We start from the raw sequence: 16,472 nt of genomic DNA, 5'->3' as shown, positions 1-16,472 counted from the left end.
GGATCCGCGCCGGGGAGATCGGGCGGCCGCGGTGCCCCCTCGGTCTACTCACGGTGTCCCCATTGCCATGCTCGTCAATCACGATTTTTCTCAGCGTGCGGTTGTCGCGCCAGACCAGTACCACTGGGTCACGTCGCCGCAGGATGGCGTGGACCGCGTGATGCTTGACAGGCTCGGCAAAGAAAAGGCCCGCGCCACCAGCATCGTGCGATATGCCACGGCTTCGCATTTTCCGCATCACCAGCATCCGGGAGGCGAGGAGATCTTGGTCCTCGCCGGCACGTTGATAGAAGGTGCGCGCCGCTATCCGGCAGGCTGGTATCTGCGTAACCCGCCTGGATCATCCCACCAGCCGTCCAGCGATGAAGGCGCGCTCCTGTTTGTCAAGCTCTGGCAGATGTCTGGCCGTGAGCAAGAACCCGTGCGCATCGATACCCGCGACCCATCGCGATGGGTGGCTCGGGAAGGACGCGAAACCTGCCGGCTCTTCGCGGATCACACCGAGCATGTGTCCATCGAACGCATCGCGGCAGGCGTGCAAATCCTGGACACCCCTGTTGGCGGCGCAGAGCTGTTGGTGCTGGACGGCACACTGCAGGAAGGCACGCAACAGCATGACCGCGGGGCCTGGATACGGCTGCCGCCAGGCGAGTGCCCGACATTGGTTTCGGGTGGCGCCGGCGCCATGGTGTATCTCAAGACGGGCCACCTCATGGGCAGCCGCTCGAATGAGGGTGCCGAATGTTGACAGCGCGCATTGCAATTATTGGCGGCGGCCTCAGCGGCCTGTATGCGGCTGCTTTGCTTGAGCAGCACGGCATCCAGGACTACGTACTGCTGGAGGCGCGCGAGACATTTGGCGGACGCATCCTGTCCGTGTCGGCCGACTCCGGCGTACGTGCGGACGAACATCATGCACCGTCGGCAGCGACCGAGCGTTACGACCTCGGTGCAACCTGGCTCTGGCCAGCGCTGCATGCCGACCTGGCGCAGGTGGTGGAAACGCTTGGGCTGGAGACATTCGAGCAGTTCGAAACCGGTGACATGCTGCTGGAACGCTCAAGGTCGAGCGCGCCCACGCGAGTGAAGGGTGATCGCTCGTCGCCGCCCGCCCTGCGGCTCGTGGGCGGCATGGGGGCGTTCACCGATGCCATTCGCGATCGCCTGACAACGGAATGCCTGGTCTGCGGCCATCGCGTGCGGCGGCTGCGGCACCTGGGAGACTGCATCGAACTGGAGGCCGATGACGCGCTGGGTTCGATGATGTGTCATCGCGTCGGGCATGTATTGCTCGCCGTGCCGCCGCGCCTTGCGGCGACCACGATCGGGTTCGCGCCGATGCTGCCGGAGACCACGATGCGGCGGTGGCAAGACTGCGGGACGTGGATGGCACCGCATGCGAAGTACGTGGCAGTGTTCAGCAAGCCCTTCTGGCGCGAGCAAAGGCTTTCGGGTGAGGCGCGGAGTTCCGTGGGGCCACTCGCCGAAATTCATGACGCGTCGGCGCGGGAAGGCGGCGCCGCGCTCTTTGGATTCCTGGGCGTTCCCGCTCAGGTGCGAAGCAGGACGCCGGAGACGATCCTGCTTTCTCATTGCCGCGCCCAGCTTGTACGGCTGTTTGGCGAGCGCGCTGGAACACCCAAGGCGGAGTTCCTGAAGGATTGGACCAGCGACCCATGCACGGCAGTGACAGCCGATCAAAACCCGGCGCTGCACGACGGCGTAATGCTCCCGTCCGAGGCCCCCTCCGGCGTCTGGCGAGATCGACTCACAGGCATTGCAAGCGAGTGGTCGCCGGACTTCTCCGGCTATGTCGCAGGAGCGGTGGATGCAGCGCAGCGCGGGGTAGCGAAGCTGCTCGCAACGCTTTCACATTGAAGAGGCGTGCCGTGCGCCAATGTGGCTGGAGCGCGGCGGAATTCAGGCCGGTCCGTCTGCGAAAGCGGGGGCCTTCGCCCATGGGCGCCATGCGGGCGTCCATCGGGTCAAGTTTTTCGTTGCAAGGGAACATTGGGTATGCCGGAGAAGACGACATACAAAGCGATGCAGGTGACCAGGCCAGGCGTGCTGGAAATGGTTGAACGGGATACGCCGACACCAGCGATCGGTGAGGTCCTGATCCAGGTGGAGGCATGCGGCATCTGCGGTGCCGATGCAGGTGTCATTGAAGGACGGGAGGCCGGGCTGCAGTACCCACGCGTTCCGGGCCACGAAGTCGTCGGGCGCATCGTGGCGACCGGACCCGGTACCGCTTCGATCTGGAGGGTGGGCCAGCGTGTAGGTGTGGGCCGGCTGGGCGGACACTGCAGCGAATGCGAGCAGTGCCGACGCGGGCAATTCCAGCTCTGCAGGAACCAGCCCATTGTGGGGAGCACACAAGACGGCGGCTATGCGGAAATGATGCTGGCCCGCAGTGCAGGGCTGGTCTCGATCCCCGACACACTTAGCTCGGAAGCGGCAGCCCCCATTCTGTGCGCCGGCATTGCCACCTTCAACGCGCTCAGGAAATCGGGCGCGCAAGCAGGCGATCTCGTTGCCATCCAAGGCATTGGGGGCCTGGGGCACATGGCCATCCAGTACGCGCGCAGGATGGGCTTTCGGGTTGTGGCCGTAGGCCGAGGTACCGATATCGTCAACGACGTTCGCGCGTTGGGTGCGCACATCTATATCGACACCCATATCGAGGATCCGGCGGTCCGGCTGCGGGAATTGGGCGGGGCGCAGGTGATCTTGACCACCATCACGGACAGCGCCGCGGCCGCCCCGCTCATGTCGGCCCTCGCGCCTCAAGGACGGTTGCTTGTCGTTGGCGTCGGACAAGCGCCGCTGGCCGTCATGCCCAGCGCCCTGGTAGGTGGTGAACGCATGGTCCAGGGGACCCTCACTGGCTCGCCTTTTGAATCCGAGAAGGCTCTGGACTTCAGCGTCCTGACAGACGTTCGTCCGCTGATCGAAACCATGCCGCTTGAGAAGGCTCACGAAGCGTACCAGCGCATGATGTCGGGGCAAGTCAAGTTCCGCATGGTGCTGACGATGAACGCCGGTTGACGGCAACGCTCGAAATCCAACATCCTGATGTCCACCTCAAGATTCAATCGTCACGTCCTGCGCTTGGCCGCCGCGCAAGCCCTGGCCGGCGCCAATTCAACGGTTGTCTACGCGACCGGTGCCATCATCGGCAATATGCTCGCCCCGAGTCCGGCGCTGGCAACCGTACCGGTCTCGATCTTCGTCGTGGGAATGGCGGCTGCGACGCTTCCAGTCGGCGCAGTGGCCCGGCGCTACGGCCGGAAAATTGCCGCCCTGCTCGGTAACGCGTGCGGCGTGATCGTCGGCCTTCTGGCGGCATTGGCGCTCGTTATCCAGTCGTTCAACCTATTCTGCGTCGCCATGTTGTTTGGCGGCGCGTATGCGGCGGTCGTGCTGACGTTCCGCTTCGCGGCCGCCGAGTGCGTGCCCCCGGAGGATCGCCCGCGGGCAATGTCCACGGTGCTTGCTGGCGGTATCGCAGCCGGCGTGCTTGGGCCGCAGCTGGTTACAGCCACCATGAATCGATGGCCGCCCCATGCGTATGCGGTCACCTACCTGGCCTCCGCTGGCGCGGCGGCCCTCTCGGCCATCGTGTTGCTCGGCGTGCGGTTCGAACACCAGCCCCCGATCTCGGCCCGCGTACAAGGGCGCCCGAGTTCCGCCATCGTTCGGCAGCCGCGTTTCGTTGTGGCGATGCTTTGCGGTGTCGTGAGCTACATGATGATGAACTTCATGATGACCTCGGCGCCGCTCGCCATGGAGTTGTGCGGCATCTCGCGTGCGCAGGCCAACGATGGCATTGAGATACACGTCGTCGCCATGTACGCGCCAAGCTTTTTTACCGGACGCCTGATCTCCCGCTTTGGCGCGCCTAACGTCAGTCTGGCCGGGCTAGCCTTGACGGCGCTGGCAGCCATCACGGGCATGACCGGCCTTGCGGTGGACCACTTCTGGGGCGCGCTGATGCTGCTCGGTTTGGGATGGAACTTCGGGTTTCTGGGGGCATCCGCCATGGTGCTGGCCTGCCATACGCCGGCGGAAGGGCCTCGCGTCCAGTCGATTTACGATTTTGTGGTGTTCGGCGCCATGGTCGTTGGCTCTTTCGCATCGGGCGGCCTGTTGACCACTTTCGGATGGTCACTGGTGTGCGGCCTGATCTTGCCTCCGGTGCTGATCGCAGCAGCAAGCGCTTTTTGGCTGCTAAGGAAAACACCCCGAACAGGCCAACAGGCGTCAAGTGACTGAGAAACCATGTCATCGCCCTACATGCGCGCCAATGCGCCATTGGAAGCAGGAGGGGCAACGCTCCGAAGCGTACCTCCCGCGCGCAACCGGAATGCAGGCAGACGGTTGAGCCGTTCGGGCTGAAACGAGGCGGTATCGCGCGGTTCGCTCAAGCCCGCCCGAGTCAGCCCAGGCGGGACTGCGTCAGTGACCGAGGATATCGGACAAGAAGTCCTGCCTGCGCTCACCACGCGGATTGCTGAAGAACGCCTGCGGTGAGTTCTGCTCAACAACCGATCCCGGGGCCATCAAGATCACGCGATCCGCTACCGCCTTTGCGAAACCCATGTCGTGCGTCACGCAGAACATGGCATCCCTTGCTGCGCGAGTCCGCTCATGGCGTCCTGGACCGCACATTCCCCTTGAAAAAGGCGGATGCCTGTATATATTTACAGTGTACGTATATACAGTCATCGCCATCATGGACGACCTGATCCGCATCGAGAACGAATACGACCGCCAGACCGTAGCGTGGCTGCGCGAGCGCCTCGGTGAGCAAGCCCTGAGCGAAGTGGTGCTGCGCATGCAGGGGCGCGACAAGCCCTATGCCTCGGCTGTCTGCCGCGCGCTGGGGCTGGCACCGCCGCCGCGCAGGCGCGGATCGGGCGCCATCAACCGGGCGGTCGGCGAGGCTTACCTTGCCAGCATCCGTGCGCTCCTGGCCGGCCACCGCACCGGCGGGCATGCCCCAGCCTGATCCCTGCCCCACCGGCACGCACGGCGGCGCGCCGTGGATCGCGTCGTTGGCGCACGCCTGATCTCGTGCCGGGATGATGCCGGGCGTTGCGCGGCCGGCGCGCGACGCAAGCCGATCCGCACACCCGGACGGCACGGCCTGAGGCCGCGGCAAGCGAGGCAACGACCAGCGCACACACCAACATGCCCGTCACGGGAAAGTGACGCATCCCGCCTCTGCAGCCGTCATGCGATTGAGGGGTTCGGCATCTTGCACTACCTTGAAGACAGCAGCGATCGCACGCCGGGCCGGTGCGCGATCGCTTTTCGTTTCACGGCAGGTCGCTTCAAGGAGGCTCACGGATGCTGCATGCGCTTTCCAAACTGTGGTGGGTGCTGGCCCTGCGCGGACTCTGCGCCATCGTGATCGGCACCGGGGCGTTCGTGGTGCCGGCCGCGACGCTGGCTGTCCTGATCCTCGTATTCGGGGCCTATGCGCTGGTCGAGGGCGCCCTGCTGCTGGTGACCGCGCTCGGCAACCATCGCGCCGCGCCGGACCGCTGGCCGCTGCTGCTGCAGGGCCTGCTGGGCGTGGCGGTGGGCACGCTGACGCTGCTCAGCCCGGCCGTCACGGCGCTGGCCCTGCTGTTCTACATCGCGGCGTGGCTGCTGGCCCACGGGGTGCTGCAGATCGTCGTGGCGGTACGCCTGCGCGAAGCGCTGAGCGGCGAGTGGTGGCTGATCGCGTCGGGCGTGCTCAGCGTGCTGCTGTCGATCTGGCTGTTGTGGCAGCCGCAGGCCGGGGCGCTGGCGGTGCTGTGGTGGATCGGCGCGTGGGCGCTGGTCTGGGGCGCCGCGCTGGTCGGCGCCGCGCTGCGCATCCGCAGGTGGGCGCGCAGCGGCTCGGCCCGCGCCTTCGCGTAGCCCGAGCGCATCCGGAGTGCCCGGCCATGTCCGCCGACTTCCGCGACCGGACCGACGCGGGCAGGCAACTGGCCGCCGCGCTGGCGGTACTGGACCTGCCCCCGCCGCGCATCGTGCTGGCGCTGCCGCGCGGTGGCGTGCCGGTGGGCCATGCGATCGCGCAGGCGCTGGATGCGGCGCTGGACATCGTGCTGGTGCGCAAGATCGGCGCGCCGGGCCAACCCGAACTGGCACTGGGGGCCATCGCCGATTGCGGCGCCGGCGTGCCGCCCTACATCGAATGGAACACGATGCTGCTGCACGCGGCCGGCCCGCTCCAGGCCTATCTGGACCGGGCCGTGGCCGACGAGCGGGACGAACTCGAACGCCGCCGCGTCCGCTACGGCGCGATGCAGCCGCCACAGGCCGGCTCGCTGGCCGACGCGACGGTCATCGTCACCGATGACGGCGTGGCGACCGGCGCCACCATGCGCGCCGCGCTGGCCGCCGTGCGGCGTGCGCACCCAGCCAGGCTGGTGCTCGCCGTGCCGGTCGCACCGGACGATGCCTGGCTCATGCTGCGCGGGCAGGCCGACGAAAGCGTCTGTCTGCTCACGCCCCCCTCCGACCTGTTCCGCGCCGTCGGCCTGTACTACCGCGACTTCGAGCAGACCGGCGATGATGAGGTCATCGCCCTGCTGGCCGACTGCCGCGCCCCCTAGCGCCGCGGTCCGGGCCGCCTTGCTGCGCGCCGCGCCATCCGCGCCGCTGCGCCCGGCAACCACTCGCGCGACAACCACGACGGGCCACGCATGCCCCAGGCGCTATGCAGCGACTTCCAGGCGCGCATCGCTCGCCGCATGCAACGCCCCCACGAAGCGACGCTCGGGATGCGGATGGCTCAGGAAGTCATGGTGCGAGATGTGCCAGCCGTAGGCGCCCGCCAGCTGAAACACAATGCGGTCGCCGACGCGCAGGCGGTCCACCACGACGTCGCGCGCCAGCACGTCCTTCGGCGTACACAGCTCGCCGCACAGCGTGACCGCCTGCGCCTGCACCGATGGCCGCTCGAACGGGTAGTCCCATCGCGCATTCGGCAGGATCACGAACGGATGATTGTGCTGCCACGATGCCGGCAGCCTGAAATGATGCGTGCCGCCGCGCAGCACGGCGAACCACTGGCCGTGATTGCGCTTGAGGTCCACCACCTCGGTGACGTAATAGCCGCAGTCGGCCGCGATGAAACGCCCGCACTCGAACACGATCCGGCAGCCGGCGCCGGCCTCGGCGAGCAGCACCCCGAGCCCATCGCAGAACCGCCGCCAGTCGAATGCATGGGACGGATCCGCGTAGTCCACACCGATGCCGCCGCCGACGTTCAGCGTGTCGAGCGTCAACCCGTGCTCGCGGCGCAAGCGCAGCGCCAGAGAAAGGTAGTGGCGCATCAGCGCGAGATGCGACTCGGCATCGAGGTTGTTGGACAAGGCATGCAGATGCAGGCCGACCACCTCGACGCCCGGCAAGGTCCGCGCCAGGCGGATCAGATCGGGCACCGCGTCCTCTTCGATGCCGAATTGCGTCGGCTGGCCGCCCATGGTCAGCGTACCTTGCGCACGCTTGCCCACGGCATCCGCCGACAGCGGGTTGGGGTTGACGCGCAGCAGCACGCGGGCGCGCCGCCCCATCCGGCACGCAATCGCGTCGAGCCTGCGCAGTTGCAACTCGCTTTCGACGTGGATCAGTTCGACCCCGCGTTCGAGCGCGCCCTGCAGCTCATCGTCGGTCTTGCCGGGGCCGCCGAAGACGATCCGCGCCTGCGCGCCGACTTCGCGCGCGCGCACTACCTCGCCGAGCGAGGCGACCTCGTAGCCGGCCACCGCGCCATCGAGCGCGGCCAGCACGGGCGCATCGCTGTTGGCCTTGATCGCGTAGAACAGCTCGCAGCCGGGCGGCAGCATCGCGCTGAGCCGCGCGGCCCGCTCGCGCAAGTGGTCGAGGTCGTAGAGATAGGCGCAGACGGGCGAGGTCGCGCCCTGGAGATAGCGTTCGATCAGTTCCCGGTGCATCGGGCGGCTCCTTCGTGTTCGAGATCAGGCAAAAGCGCCTGCAATTGCGCGGCCATCGCGCGACGCGCAATGCCGCGGTCGTCGCCGGCAATCGCCAGGCGCACGCCCGTGCGATGCATGTCCGCGATGTCGTCGGGATGGCGCGGCAGGGCGCAGAACACCTTGCCGTGGCGGCGCGCGGCGGCGGCCACCCGCGCGATCGCCGCGCGCACGTCGGCGTGCCCGGTCTGCCAGGGCATGCCCAGGTCCTGCGACAGGTCCGCCGCGCCGCCGAGCAGCACGTCGACGCCATCGACGGCGGCAATGGCATCCAGTGCATCGAGCCCCGCGCGGTCTTCGATCATCGCGACAACCAGCGTGTCCGCCGCCGCCCGCGCAACTGTCCGGGCCAGGTCGTCGCGGCCGAAGCGGCTCGCGCAGATCGCATTCAGCCCGCGCCGGCCGAGCGGCGCGTGATGGGCGGCCGCGACCGCCTCACGCGCCTCCTCGACCGAGCGGACACGCGGGATGACCACGCCCTGCGCTCCGGCATCCAGCACCTGCACGATCTGGAAGGGCGCGGCGACCCGCACCAGCGCCGCCATGCCGCCGGCGCGCGCGGCGAGCAGCATGGCCGTCAGCGCGGCGCCGTCGAGCAGCGTGTGCTCCAGGTCGATCACGACAAAGTCGTAGCCGGCCGCCGCGATCAGTTCGACCATCAGCGGCGCGGGCGTCGAGCAGAACAGCCCGACCAGCGGCCGGCCTTCCGCCTGCCGCAGCCGGGCCTTGAGCGACTGCGGCGCGCTCATGCGTACTCCATCTGGGCCAGCGGGTTGTTCGCGGCGCGCGTGCGCAGCCGGATCTCCGGCAGGAAGCGCCGGCTGGCCAGCAACTCGATCTGCATCGTCGGCGCGAAGCAGTCGAAGCGGGCGAAGCTGTCCGCGAGGTCCGGACAGTTCGCCTGGTAGTCGCGGATCGCGCCCGCGGCGATCTCCCAGAAGGCGGTTTCGTCGAGCCCGAAATGGCAGGCGAAGAACCAGGCGATCTCCGCCAGGTTGACGAAGAACAGCGCGTCGCCGGTGAAGTCGCGCAGCTCGTCGGCATCGTCGGTCTCGATGAACGAATTGGGATTGACGCGCGCGTGCTCGGCAGGCGGGCCTTCGAGCGCCGGCGGCGCGACCCGCAGCCAGCGGCGGGAGTAGCGCACCCCGTCGTGGAAGTCCTTCAGGGCAACCCGTTCGGGCAGGCCGTCCACGTGCAGCAGCACCATGTTCTGCGCGTGCGACTCGAGCGCGGTGCCGTTGCGCCACAGCATGTGCAGCACCGGCAGCCAGACCCGCTCGACCAACCGGCGCACCCACGCCTGCACACCGTGGCGGGCGACCCAATCGGCGACCAGCGGCCGGCCGTCGGCATCGACGTGCGTGATGGCGGTCACGGGCAGCGCCGCCTCGCCCGCGCGCAGGTGGCGATGCACGCTTTCGCGCCAGATGCAGGCCAGCGCGCCGTACTGCCCCGCGACGGGCGTCTGCGGCACATAGCCGACGCCCGCGATCTCTTTGAGGAAGACCGGGCGCGCGAGCGGCGCGGGCCAGTCGGTGCGCTCGGCAAGGTCGGCGAGCCAGTCGCTCATCAGGGCGGCGTTGCGCACCGTGTGCGGCGCGAGCACGCGCGAGGTCGAGGTGTTGACCAGGCTCATCGCCAGCTTGAGCGAAGGCGCATCGCGCCGGCCGGTGTTGGCGAGCGTGCGGATCGACTGCTGCGGCGCGTAGCGCTCGGACAGCATGCCGATCGGCACCAGCTCGCGGCGGGCGAATGCCGTGTGATAGGCCGTCTCGACCAGCGCCTCCCATTGCCACGGATGCACCGGCAGCGGCAGATAGTCCGCCGGATCGAGCCCCAGCTGCGCGAGCCGCGCATCGAACGCAGCCTGTTCGGAGGCCGACAGCAGATGCCGCGGCTCACCCTGCCCGACATCGCGGCTCGCGCTCCAGCGGCAGCGATCGCGCCGCGCGGCCAGCAGCAGCGGCGTGACACCCGACGCGCATTCGGGCGCGTAGCGGCGGTTGTCGTCCAGCGTGAATCCCATGCGGGATTTGTAGCCGGGGTGATAGGGATGCGCGCCGGTCAGGCCCGCCTCGATCGCGTCGTAGCCGGCCTCGCGCAGCAGATGGCCGGCCTGCGCGGCCCGCGTCTGCGCGTCCTTGATGTGCGTGGCCAGCAGCTCCGCGCTGAACTGCGCGAGCCGCAGCGGATCGGCCCCCAACTGGGCGCCGAGTTCGGCCACGACGCGCGCGACATCGTCGGCGTCCGATTCCTGCGAGCCGCAGATGCGCCGTACCGGCGACACGATGCGGATGCGGCCGAACGAGACGGTGCGGCGCGCGCGGCAACGGTAGACCAGCGGTGCGCCGTCCTCGCGCGTGCCGGCAATCGACAGCACGTCGCCCGACCACGCGACGTCCGGCAGCGCCCCCTCGAACAGCAGCGCTTCGAGCAGTTGGCGGACGACGCGCTGTGCCGCGTCGCGATAGGCGCCGCTGTCGAGCAGCGCATCGAATTCGGTGGGTGTCATGCGCGGTGCTCCTCGTCGGCAAGCGGGTTGGGAATCTCGACCCAGGCAGGCGCCTCGCCGTGGCCGCCGAAGCAGCTCAGCATGTTCGCCTTGGCGGGCAGTGTCGGCCGGCGCCGCACGTCGTCCAGCAGCGCGGCCACGGCGGGCTCGGCATCGCGCGCCCAGACCTGCGCGGTCACGCGCCAGAGCGCGGCTTCGTCGCAAGCGCCGGTGCGGGCAATGCTCGCGATGACATGGCCGATATGGTTGACCAGCACGTAGTAGCGGAAGCGCTTCCATGCGGCCTCGTCGTCGTAGAGCGCGGGGCTCTGTTGCGCGAGCAGCTCAGGCCGTGCGCAGCGCGTGCGGCTGATGCTGGCGCCTTCCATGTCGCGCACGTAGCCGCGCACCGGCCAGCCGGCCCGGAAGGCCACCATCGCGTTCTGCAGATGCGCCTCGAGACTGACGCCGTGGCACGCGAACAGACGCAGCAGCGGCATCAGCGTGACATCGAGGTAGCGCGTCCACCAGGCGGCGAGCCGCTCGAACGACGGCGCCTGGCCCAGGGCTTCCTGCAGCAGGGCTTGCAGCGGCGCCGCGCCGCTCGCCGGCGCTTCGAGCACGGTGGCCAGCACGCGCGCATCGTCGCCCACCGCGTCGCGCATCGCCTGGCGATAGACGACCGTGGTGCTGGCGCGCAGCGCTTCATCGCCCACCGCCAGCGACGCGCTGCCGGCATCGAGCAGGATCTCGAAGGCCTCCGACGACCGGCACGCGGCCGGCAACGCCGCGAGGTACCGGCTCGCGTCGAGCGCGCGGGCAACCTGCTCGGGCGGGTTGTTGCGTACGAAGTTCGTGATCCGCACGTCGAGCGACAGCTTCAGGAATTGCCGCTGCCGGGGCAGCCACACCGTGCGCACCGACGACGTCGGCCACACGACCTCACCCAGCGCGCCGAGCGAGATCAGCTCGCGCCGCGCGATCAGCGACTGGATCACGGCCTGCCGCAGCAGATGGCCGGCTTGCCACGGGTGACACGGCAGCAGCCGGTATTCGCTGTCGCCGAGCAGCGCCGTGGCCGCATGCATCGCCTCGGGATCGATCGGCGGCTGCGATGCGTCGATCGTGCGCGCGTCGAACAAGCGGCTCGACACCGCGAAGTAGTGCAGGCGGAACGACGCGCCCAGCTCCGGAGCGTAGGCCTGCATGTCGTTCTCGCTGAAGCCCTCCGACGCCTTGGACGTGACATGGAAGACATGGCCGAACAGCAGCGCCTGCTCCGCGCCGACGAACGGCGTGGCGGGCTGCTCGCGGCGCGGCGCGTGGTCGTGGTAGTAGCGCACGCGCTCGATGCTGTTGCGCATCAGCGCGGCGAAGCGCTGCGGCCATGCCGCATCGGCGGGCGGCTGGCGGAACGCGAGCGCCCCGGCGATGCGCGCGGTCAGCGCCTCGGGGCTGTCGCAGGCCGTCACGCTGCCGTCGGCCAGCTGCAGTGCCGCATAAGGCGCGAGCCGGTGGAACCCCATCGGCGAAAACCGCTCGATCGCCACATACAGCCGGCTGCCGTCGTGCGCAAACGCCACGCAGGCAACGGCATGGCCTTCGTCGCGCCAGGCCTGCGCGGCGCGGCGCAGGTCGTCGGCCAGGCCGGCATCGTCCGTCACGCGCGGATCGAAGCGGCCCGTTTCGCGGCAATACGTGTTGAAGTACTGTTCGAGCAGCCGGCGATCGAGCGCCGGCAATCGGTCGCGGCCGGCCGGCGCATCGACGCGGTGCATCGCGCGGGATGCCTGCGGCACGTGAAGGGCGGCGTCTCGCACGGGCGAGCCGCGCTGCGTGGAAGAAAACGTCATGGCACTCACCTCGGATCGGATACGGGAGAGAAACGCACCACCAGCCTCGGCCGCGCGATGGCCGCGGCAGCGATGAACATCGCCGCCGTCAGCCACAGCGTCGCGGCAGGTCCGGTGAACGGGAGAACAACGAGCACGGCGAGCGGCCCGAGCAATTGCCCGAGCGTCATCGCGCTTTTCGCGATCACGGTCGCCCGGCCCTGGAGCGCGGGCGGCGCGGCGCGACAGCAGATCAGCAGCATCGACTGCGCGAGCGCCGCGTAGCAGGCCCCCTGCAAGACACGCAGCAGGCCGATCTGCCACAGATGGGCAGCCCACGGCATCAGCGCGAGCGCCAGGGCGCACGCGAGCGCCGCGCCGGCAAACTGGCGCGCCGGATCGCGGCGGTCGTTCCAGGCCCCCCACAGCGGCCCGGCGACCAGCGTCGCGCACCACCCGAGCGCGTGCAGCACGCCCACCTTGCTGGCCAGCGCGGCCATGCCCGCAAAGCGCGCCTCGACAAACAGCGCGAACACATTCACGAGCGCGAACGCGCCGGCCTGCGTCAGCGCGCCCGCCATCAGCCAGCGCACGAACGCCGGATCGGCGAGCAGGCCGCGGGCGGACGGCCCGTCGCCGGCCTCGGGCGAGGCCTCGTGCGTGGCCGGCGCCGCGGGCTCGCGCAGGCTGAGGGCCAGCCCCAGCACCGCGCATCCGGTACAGACGGCCACGGCCAGCAGCAGCGGACGCACCGACCAGACATCCTGCAGCACGCCGCCGAGCACCGGCCCGGCAAGCGCGCCGGCGGCCACCGCCGACTCCTGCCAGCCCAGCGCGCGCCCCCGGCCGGCCGGATCGCTGACGCGCGCGATGAACGCGGTCACGATCACGCCGACAGTGCTCGCGCCCTGCAGCAGGCGCCCGGCGATGAACATCGCGAGGCCGCGCGACAGCGCCATCATCGCCATGCTCGCCACGAACAGCGACAGCGCCAGCAGCAGCGCGCGCCGGTAGCCGAAGCGCTCGCACCACCGTCCGGCAAACGGCGCGCACAGCAGCGCGCCGACGCCGGGCGCGGCGAGCGCGATGCTGGTCCAGCGCACCGCATCGGCGGCGGCAACGCCACCGCCCATCAGGTCGCGCAGAAAGAACGGCATGATCGGCACCAGCACCATCAGGCCCAGCGTGATCACGGCCTGGCAGCCGATCAGCGTGACGACGGCAAGGTTCGGGCGGAAGGTCATCGGCGCGGCACCTCCTGCGGCGGCGCCTCTTGCCGCAACGGATTGGCGATCGTGCCGAGGCCGCTCGGCATGCCGGTGCCGATCGAAGCGCGGGCGGCCAGCGGAGCCAGGATCTGCTTGAACGGCCACTGCGGCGCGTCGAACAGCGCCTGCGCGACGCAGCCTTGCAGCGCCGCGGCCCCACCCTCGCCGAAGACGAGGTCCACGCTTTCGCGCAGCGTCCGCCCGACGATGCGCCAGCCGATGGACTCGTCGGTGCCGTAGCGCTCGGCGAGCGCGGCCAGGATCGCGTACAGGTTGACTTCGACGGCCAGGGTCTGGAAGTACGCCAGCAGCGCCTCGGGCGCGTCGAGGATCAGCGTGTTCGGCGTGCTCCGGTCGATCGCGTAGTCGGGCGCCTCGACACCGGCCGCCGCCATCAGCACGGGGCAGATGCGCAGCGTGTCGTGGTCGCGCAGGACCAGCCCCTGCAGGCCATCCGCGCCGATGCGCAGCATGACGTTCTGCCCGTGCAGTTCCGGCATCACGCCATGCGCGAAGCAGCGCAGCCCGAGTTCGATCAGCAGGTGCGCGATCCGGCCGAACACGCGCCACGCACGCTCCGCGGGTGCGTCCGGCACCGACCCGGCCAACGTCTGCAACGCAGGGTCGCCGCACAGCGCCTCGAGTGCAGGCAGGCGGCCGTCGAGCGTCACCGCCGCGCAGGCGGCCATCGGCAGCAGCCAGCCGTCGTGCGCGGGGTAATGCCGCAGCATGCAGGCCAGCTCGCCCTGCGACTCGATCAGCGAGGCGGCGTTGCCCAGCGCCCACCACGCGCCCTCGCCGCACAACGCGAGGTGCGCGCCGAGCCAGGCATCGCGCGCGCGCAGCGCCTCCAGGCAGCGCTCGGCCAGCACGCCGTTGCGCAGATAGCGCGGCGGCAAGGTGCGCGCCGCCCCGAGCGCCTGCACGTTCAGCGCGAGCTTCAGGTGCAGGCGCTCGCCGTCCGCCACGCTCAGCGTGCGCAGCGATGCGGTCGGCATCGCCGCGCCCGGCCCGCTGCCCAGATCCACGCACTGCAGCGCCAGCGCCACGCGGTTGCGCTGCAGATAGCGCCACTGCCACGGATGCACCGGCAGCCAGAGCGCCGCGGGGTCGGTACAGCGCTCGACGGCGCGCCGGGCCAGCCCGTCGTAGTCGTCCTCGCTCAGCAGCGCCGCCGCGACGGGCTGCGCCGCGTACCGGCCCTCGTCCGCGCCGGCCGCGCCGTCGCCCGAGAACAGCGCGTCGCGCGCCACCGCCACCCAATGCAGCGGGACACTGCGTCCGGACTCCACCTCGAACGCCTCGCCCGGCAGGTCCGGCCAGACCTTCGCGCGCGCGAGCGGATGGAACGGCCGGTCGCGCAGGCAGCAGACGGCCTCCCACGCGGCCAGGCTGCGCGGCGCGGCGGCCACGCGCGCCAGCAGTGCCGCCTCGGCCGCGAAGGTGCGGGCCATCTGATGCTGCGCAACCGCGAGCTGCTGCGCCAGGCGCTCGCTGTACGCCGGCCACCAGGGCGCATGCTGCAGGGCATCGAGCGTCTGCACGGCGCGCAGCGGGCGGCACGTCGCGGCGTGTTGCAGCGCCACGGCCGCGCCGTCCTGCGACAACCGCAGCGCGCGCATGCCCGACAGCCGCGCCCCGCGCCACCGCAGCGCGGCACCGTCGGCCACCGGCACCGACAGCACGGCCTCGCCCGCCGCATCGGTGCGCCACGTCGCCCGACCACGGAATCCGTACAGGTCCTCCAGCCAGAGCGCGTCGAGCAGGTCCTGCGCGAGTACCCGGTCGATGCGGTCCGCAAACCCGGCCGGCCCCTCGGCGGCGGTGTCCGGGGCCTCCGGTCGCTCCTCGACGTGCGTCATAGCAGCGGCAGCCGCGTGCCGACACCGGCCCGCGCGGCAAGCTGATAGAAATGGCGCGCGCAGACCATGTCGTCGATCGCCATGCCCATCGGGTTGAGCAGGATGATCTCGTCGTCGTTCTCGCGCCCGGGGCGTTCGCCGATCACGATCTCGCCCAGTTCGGCATGCAGGCGCTCGCGGCTGAAGCGGCCTTCGAGCACCAGCTGGTTGATGACCTTCTTTTCGCGGTTCGACTGATCCCAGTCGTCGACGACCACCTTGTCGGCCTTCTCGTAGACCTCCTTGTGCACGTCCATGATCGACACGTTGCAGACGAAGGCCCCGCGCCGCAGCCAGTCGTATTCGAGATAGGGCGAATCGGTGACGGTGCAGGTGACGATCACGTCGGCCGCGCGCACGGCCTGCTCCGCGCTGTCGGCCGCTTCGCACGCCACTTGCGGGAACCGCGCCGTGAGCGCATCGCCGAACGCGCGCATCGCGTCCCGGGACACATCGAAGAGATGGATGCGGCGGATGCCGGGGAACTGCTCGATCAGCGTCTGCATCTGCATCCGCGCGATCGGGCCGCAGCCGATGCAGGCGACGTCGGTGAAGCCCTCGCGCGCCAGGTGCCGCGTCGCGACCGCGCTGATCGCGGCCGTGCGCATGCCGCTGATCAGGCCGCCTTCCATGATGGCGACGGGATAGTTGGTGTCGGCGTCGTTGAGCACGATCACGGCGCTCGCGCGTTCGAGCTGGAAGCGCGACGGATTGTGCTGGCGGCTACCGATCCACTTCAGCCCCGCGATCGGCTTCTCGCCGCCGACATAGCACGGCATCGCGATGATGCGGTCGGCGATGTGGTCGGCGCCGGGCCAGCGCAGGTACGGCTTGAGCGGCTGCACGAAGTCGTCCTTCGCATGCAGGGCGAGCCCTTCGGTGATCGCGTCGACGTAAGGCTGCGAGCGGTCGCCGCCGAGGGCGACCAGGTCCTGGCGGCCAAGGTAAAGCAGACCGGTGGTATCGGCTGGATGGGTCAT

The 16,472-nt window shown here is 69.7% G+C and carries 15 protein-coding genes; 7 read left to right on the top strand and 8 right to left on the bottom strand.

The window, feature by feature from the left end; translation table 11 throughout:
- Nucleotides 1–67: 67 nt before the first annotated feature.
- The 4 genes from GO999_RS24170 (at nucleotide 68) to GO999_RS24155 (ending at nucleotide 4,275) form a co-directional block, all read left to right on the top strand.
- A complete protein-coding gene (locus tag GO999_RS24170; RefSeq protein ID WP_211906983.1) occupies nucleotides 68–748 on the top strand; it encodes a cupin domain-containing protein in 681 nt (226 codons plus the stop codon).
- Nucleotides 742–1,878, top strand: coding sequence for a flavin monoamine oxidase family protein (locus tag GO999_RS24165; RefSeq protein ID WP_011003743.1), 1,137 nt, complete (start codon nucleotides 742–744; stop codon nucleotides 1,876–1,878). Before GO999_RS24170 ends, GO999_RS24165 begins: the two co-directional genes overlap by 7 nt.
- Nucleotides 1,879–2,016: 138 nt before the next feature.
- The gene (locus GO999_RS24160) at nucleotides 2,017–3,048 is read left to right on the top strand and encodes an alcohol dehydrogenase (RefSeq protein WP_211906982.1); all 1,032 of its coding nucleotides are present in this window, start codon (nucleotides 2,017–2,019) and stop codon (nucleotides 3,046–3,048) included.
- Nucleotides 3,049–3,075: 27 nt separating this feature from the next.
- Nucleotides 3,076–4,275 carry an MFS transporter gene (locus GO999_RS24155; RefSeq protein WP_211906981.1) on the top strand — a complete coding sequence of 400 codons (1,200 nt, stop codon included), beginning with the start codon at nucleotides 3,076–3,078 and terminating at the stop codon, nucleotides 4,273–4,275.
- A 183-nt stretch (nucleotides 4,276–4,458) separates the two neighbouring features.
- On the opposite strand, the gene GO999_RS24150 is transcribed toward GO999_RS24155, so the two are convergent.
- Nucleotides 4,459–4,623 (bottom strand): ATP-binding cassette domain-containing protein, encoded by a 165-nt coding sequence (locus GO999_RS24150; protein WP_011003740.1) that lies wholly within the window; start codon nucleotides 4,621–4,623, stop codon nucleotides 4,459–4,461.
- Nucleotides 4,624–4,735: 112 nt separating this feature from the next.
- On the opposite strand from GO999_RS24150, the gene GO999_RS24145 reads away from it, so the two are divergent.
- The 3 genes from GO999_RS24145 to GO999_RS24135 all read left to right on the top strand — a co-directional run bounded on the left by GO999_RS24145 (nucleotide 4,736) and on the right by GO999_RS24135 (nucleotide 6,614).
- Nucleotides 4,736–5,011 carry a CppA family protein gene (locus GO999_RS24145; RefSeq protein WP_011003739.1) on the top strand — a complete coding sequence of 92 codons (276 nt, stop codon included), beginning with the start codon at nucleotides 4,736–4,738 and terminating at the stop codon, nucleotides 5,009–5,011.
- A 341-nt stretch (nucleotides 5,012–5,352) separates the two neighbouring features.
- Nucleotides 5,353–5,913 (top strand): HdeD family acid-resistance protein, encoded by a 561-nt coding sequence (locus GO999_RS24140; protein WP_021154933.1) that lies wholly within the window; start codon nucleotides 5,353–5,355, stop codon nucleotides 5,911–5,913.
- A 26-nt stretch (nucleotides 5,914–5,939) separates the two neighbouring features.
- The gene (locus tag GO999_RS24135) at nucleotides 5,940–6,614 is read left to right on the top strand and encodes a phosphoribosyltransferase (protein ID WP_020829772.1); all 675 of its coding nucleotides are present in this window, start codon (nucleotides 5,940–5,942) and stop codon (nucleotides 6,612–6,614) included.
- 102 nt (nucleotides 6,615–6,716) lie between these two features.
- On the opposite strand, the gene GO999_RS24130 is transcribed toward GO999_RS24135, so the two are convergent.
- Genes GO999_RS24130 through sbnB form a run of 7 tightly spaced genes read right to left on the bottom strand, consistent with a single transcriptional unit; the run spans nucleotide 6,717 to nucleotide 16,472 of the window.
- Complete coding sequence (locus GO999_RS24130; protein ID WP_016724682.1) at nucleotides 6,717–7,958, bottom strand: type III PLP-dependent enzyme; 1,242 nt, start codon at nucleotides 7,956–7,958, stop codon at nucleotides 6,717–6,719.
- A complete protein-coding gene (locus GO999_RS24125) occupies nucleotides 7,943–8,746 on the bottom strand; it encodes an HpcH/HpaI aldolase family protein (protein ID WP_211906980.1) in 804 nt (267 codons plus the stop codon). The genes GO999_RS24130 and GO999_RS24125 overlap by 16 nt, the downstream gene beginning before the upstream one ends.
- On the bottom strand, nucleotides 8,743–10,512 hold the full coding sequence (locus GO999_RS24120) for an IucA/IucC family protein (RefSeq protein ID WP_064047938.1): 1,770 nt from the start codon (nucleotides 10,510–10,512) through the stop codon (nucleotides 8,743–8,745). The genes GO999_RS24125 and GO999_RS24120 overlap by 4 nt, the downstream gene beginning before the upstream one ends.
- On the bottom strand, nucleotides 10,509–12,344 hold the full coding sequence (locus GO999_RS24115) for an IucA/IucC family protein (RefSeq protein ID WP_023470097.1): 1,836 nt from the start codon (nucleotides 12,342–12,344) through the stop codon (nucleotides 10,509–10,511). Before GO999_RS24115 ends, GO999_RS24120 begins: the two co-directional genes overlap by 4 nt.
- Nucleotides 12,345–12,349: 5 nt before the next feature.
- Entirely contained in the window at nucleotides 12,350–13,567 is a 1,218-nt protein-coding gene (locus tag GO999_RS24110) for an MFS transporter (RefSeq protein ID WP_020829777.1), read from the bottom strand.
- On the bottom strand, nucleotides 13,564–15,453 hold the full coding sequence (locus GO999_RS24105) for an IucA/IucC family protein (protein ID WP_211906979.1): 1,890 nt from the start codon (nucleotides 15,451–15,453) through the stop codon (nucleotides 13,564–13,566). The genes GO999_RS24110 and GO999_RS24105 overlap by 4 nt, the downstream gene beginning before the upstream one ends.
- Complete coding sequence (gene sbnB / locus GO999_RS24100) at nucleotides 15,450–16,472, bottom strand: 2,3-diaminopropionate biosynthesis protein SbnB (protein WP_071013176.1); 1,023 nt, start codon at nucleotides 16,470–16,472, stop codon at nucleotides 15,450–15,452. The genes GO999_RS24105 and sbnB overlap by 4 nt, the downstream gene beginning before the upstream one ends.

Origin of the sequence: Ralstonia nicotianae, assembly GCF_018243235.1 — a bacterium.
In the GTDB taxonomy this organism is placed as follows: Bacteria; Pseudomonadota; Gammaproteobacteria; order Burkholderiales; family Burkholderiaceae; genus Ralstonia; species Ralstonia nicotianae.
Note: the sequence above shows the minus strand (reverse complement) of the source record. Positions and strands in the feature narration are given on the sequence as shown.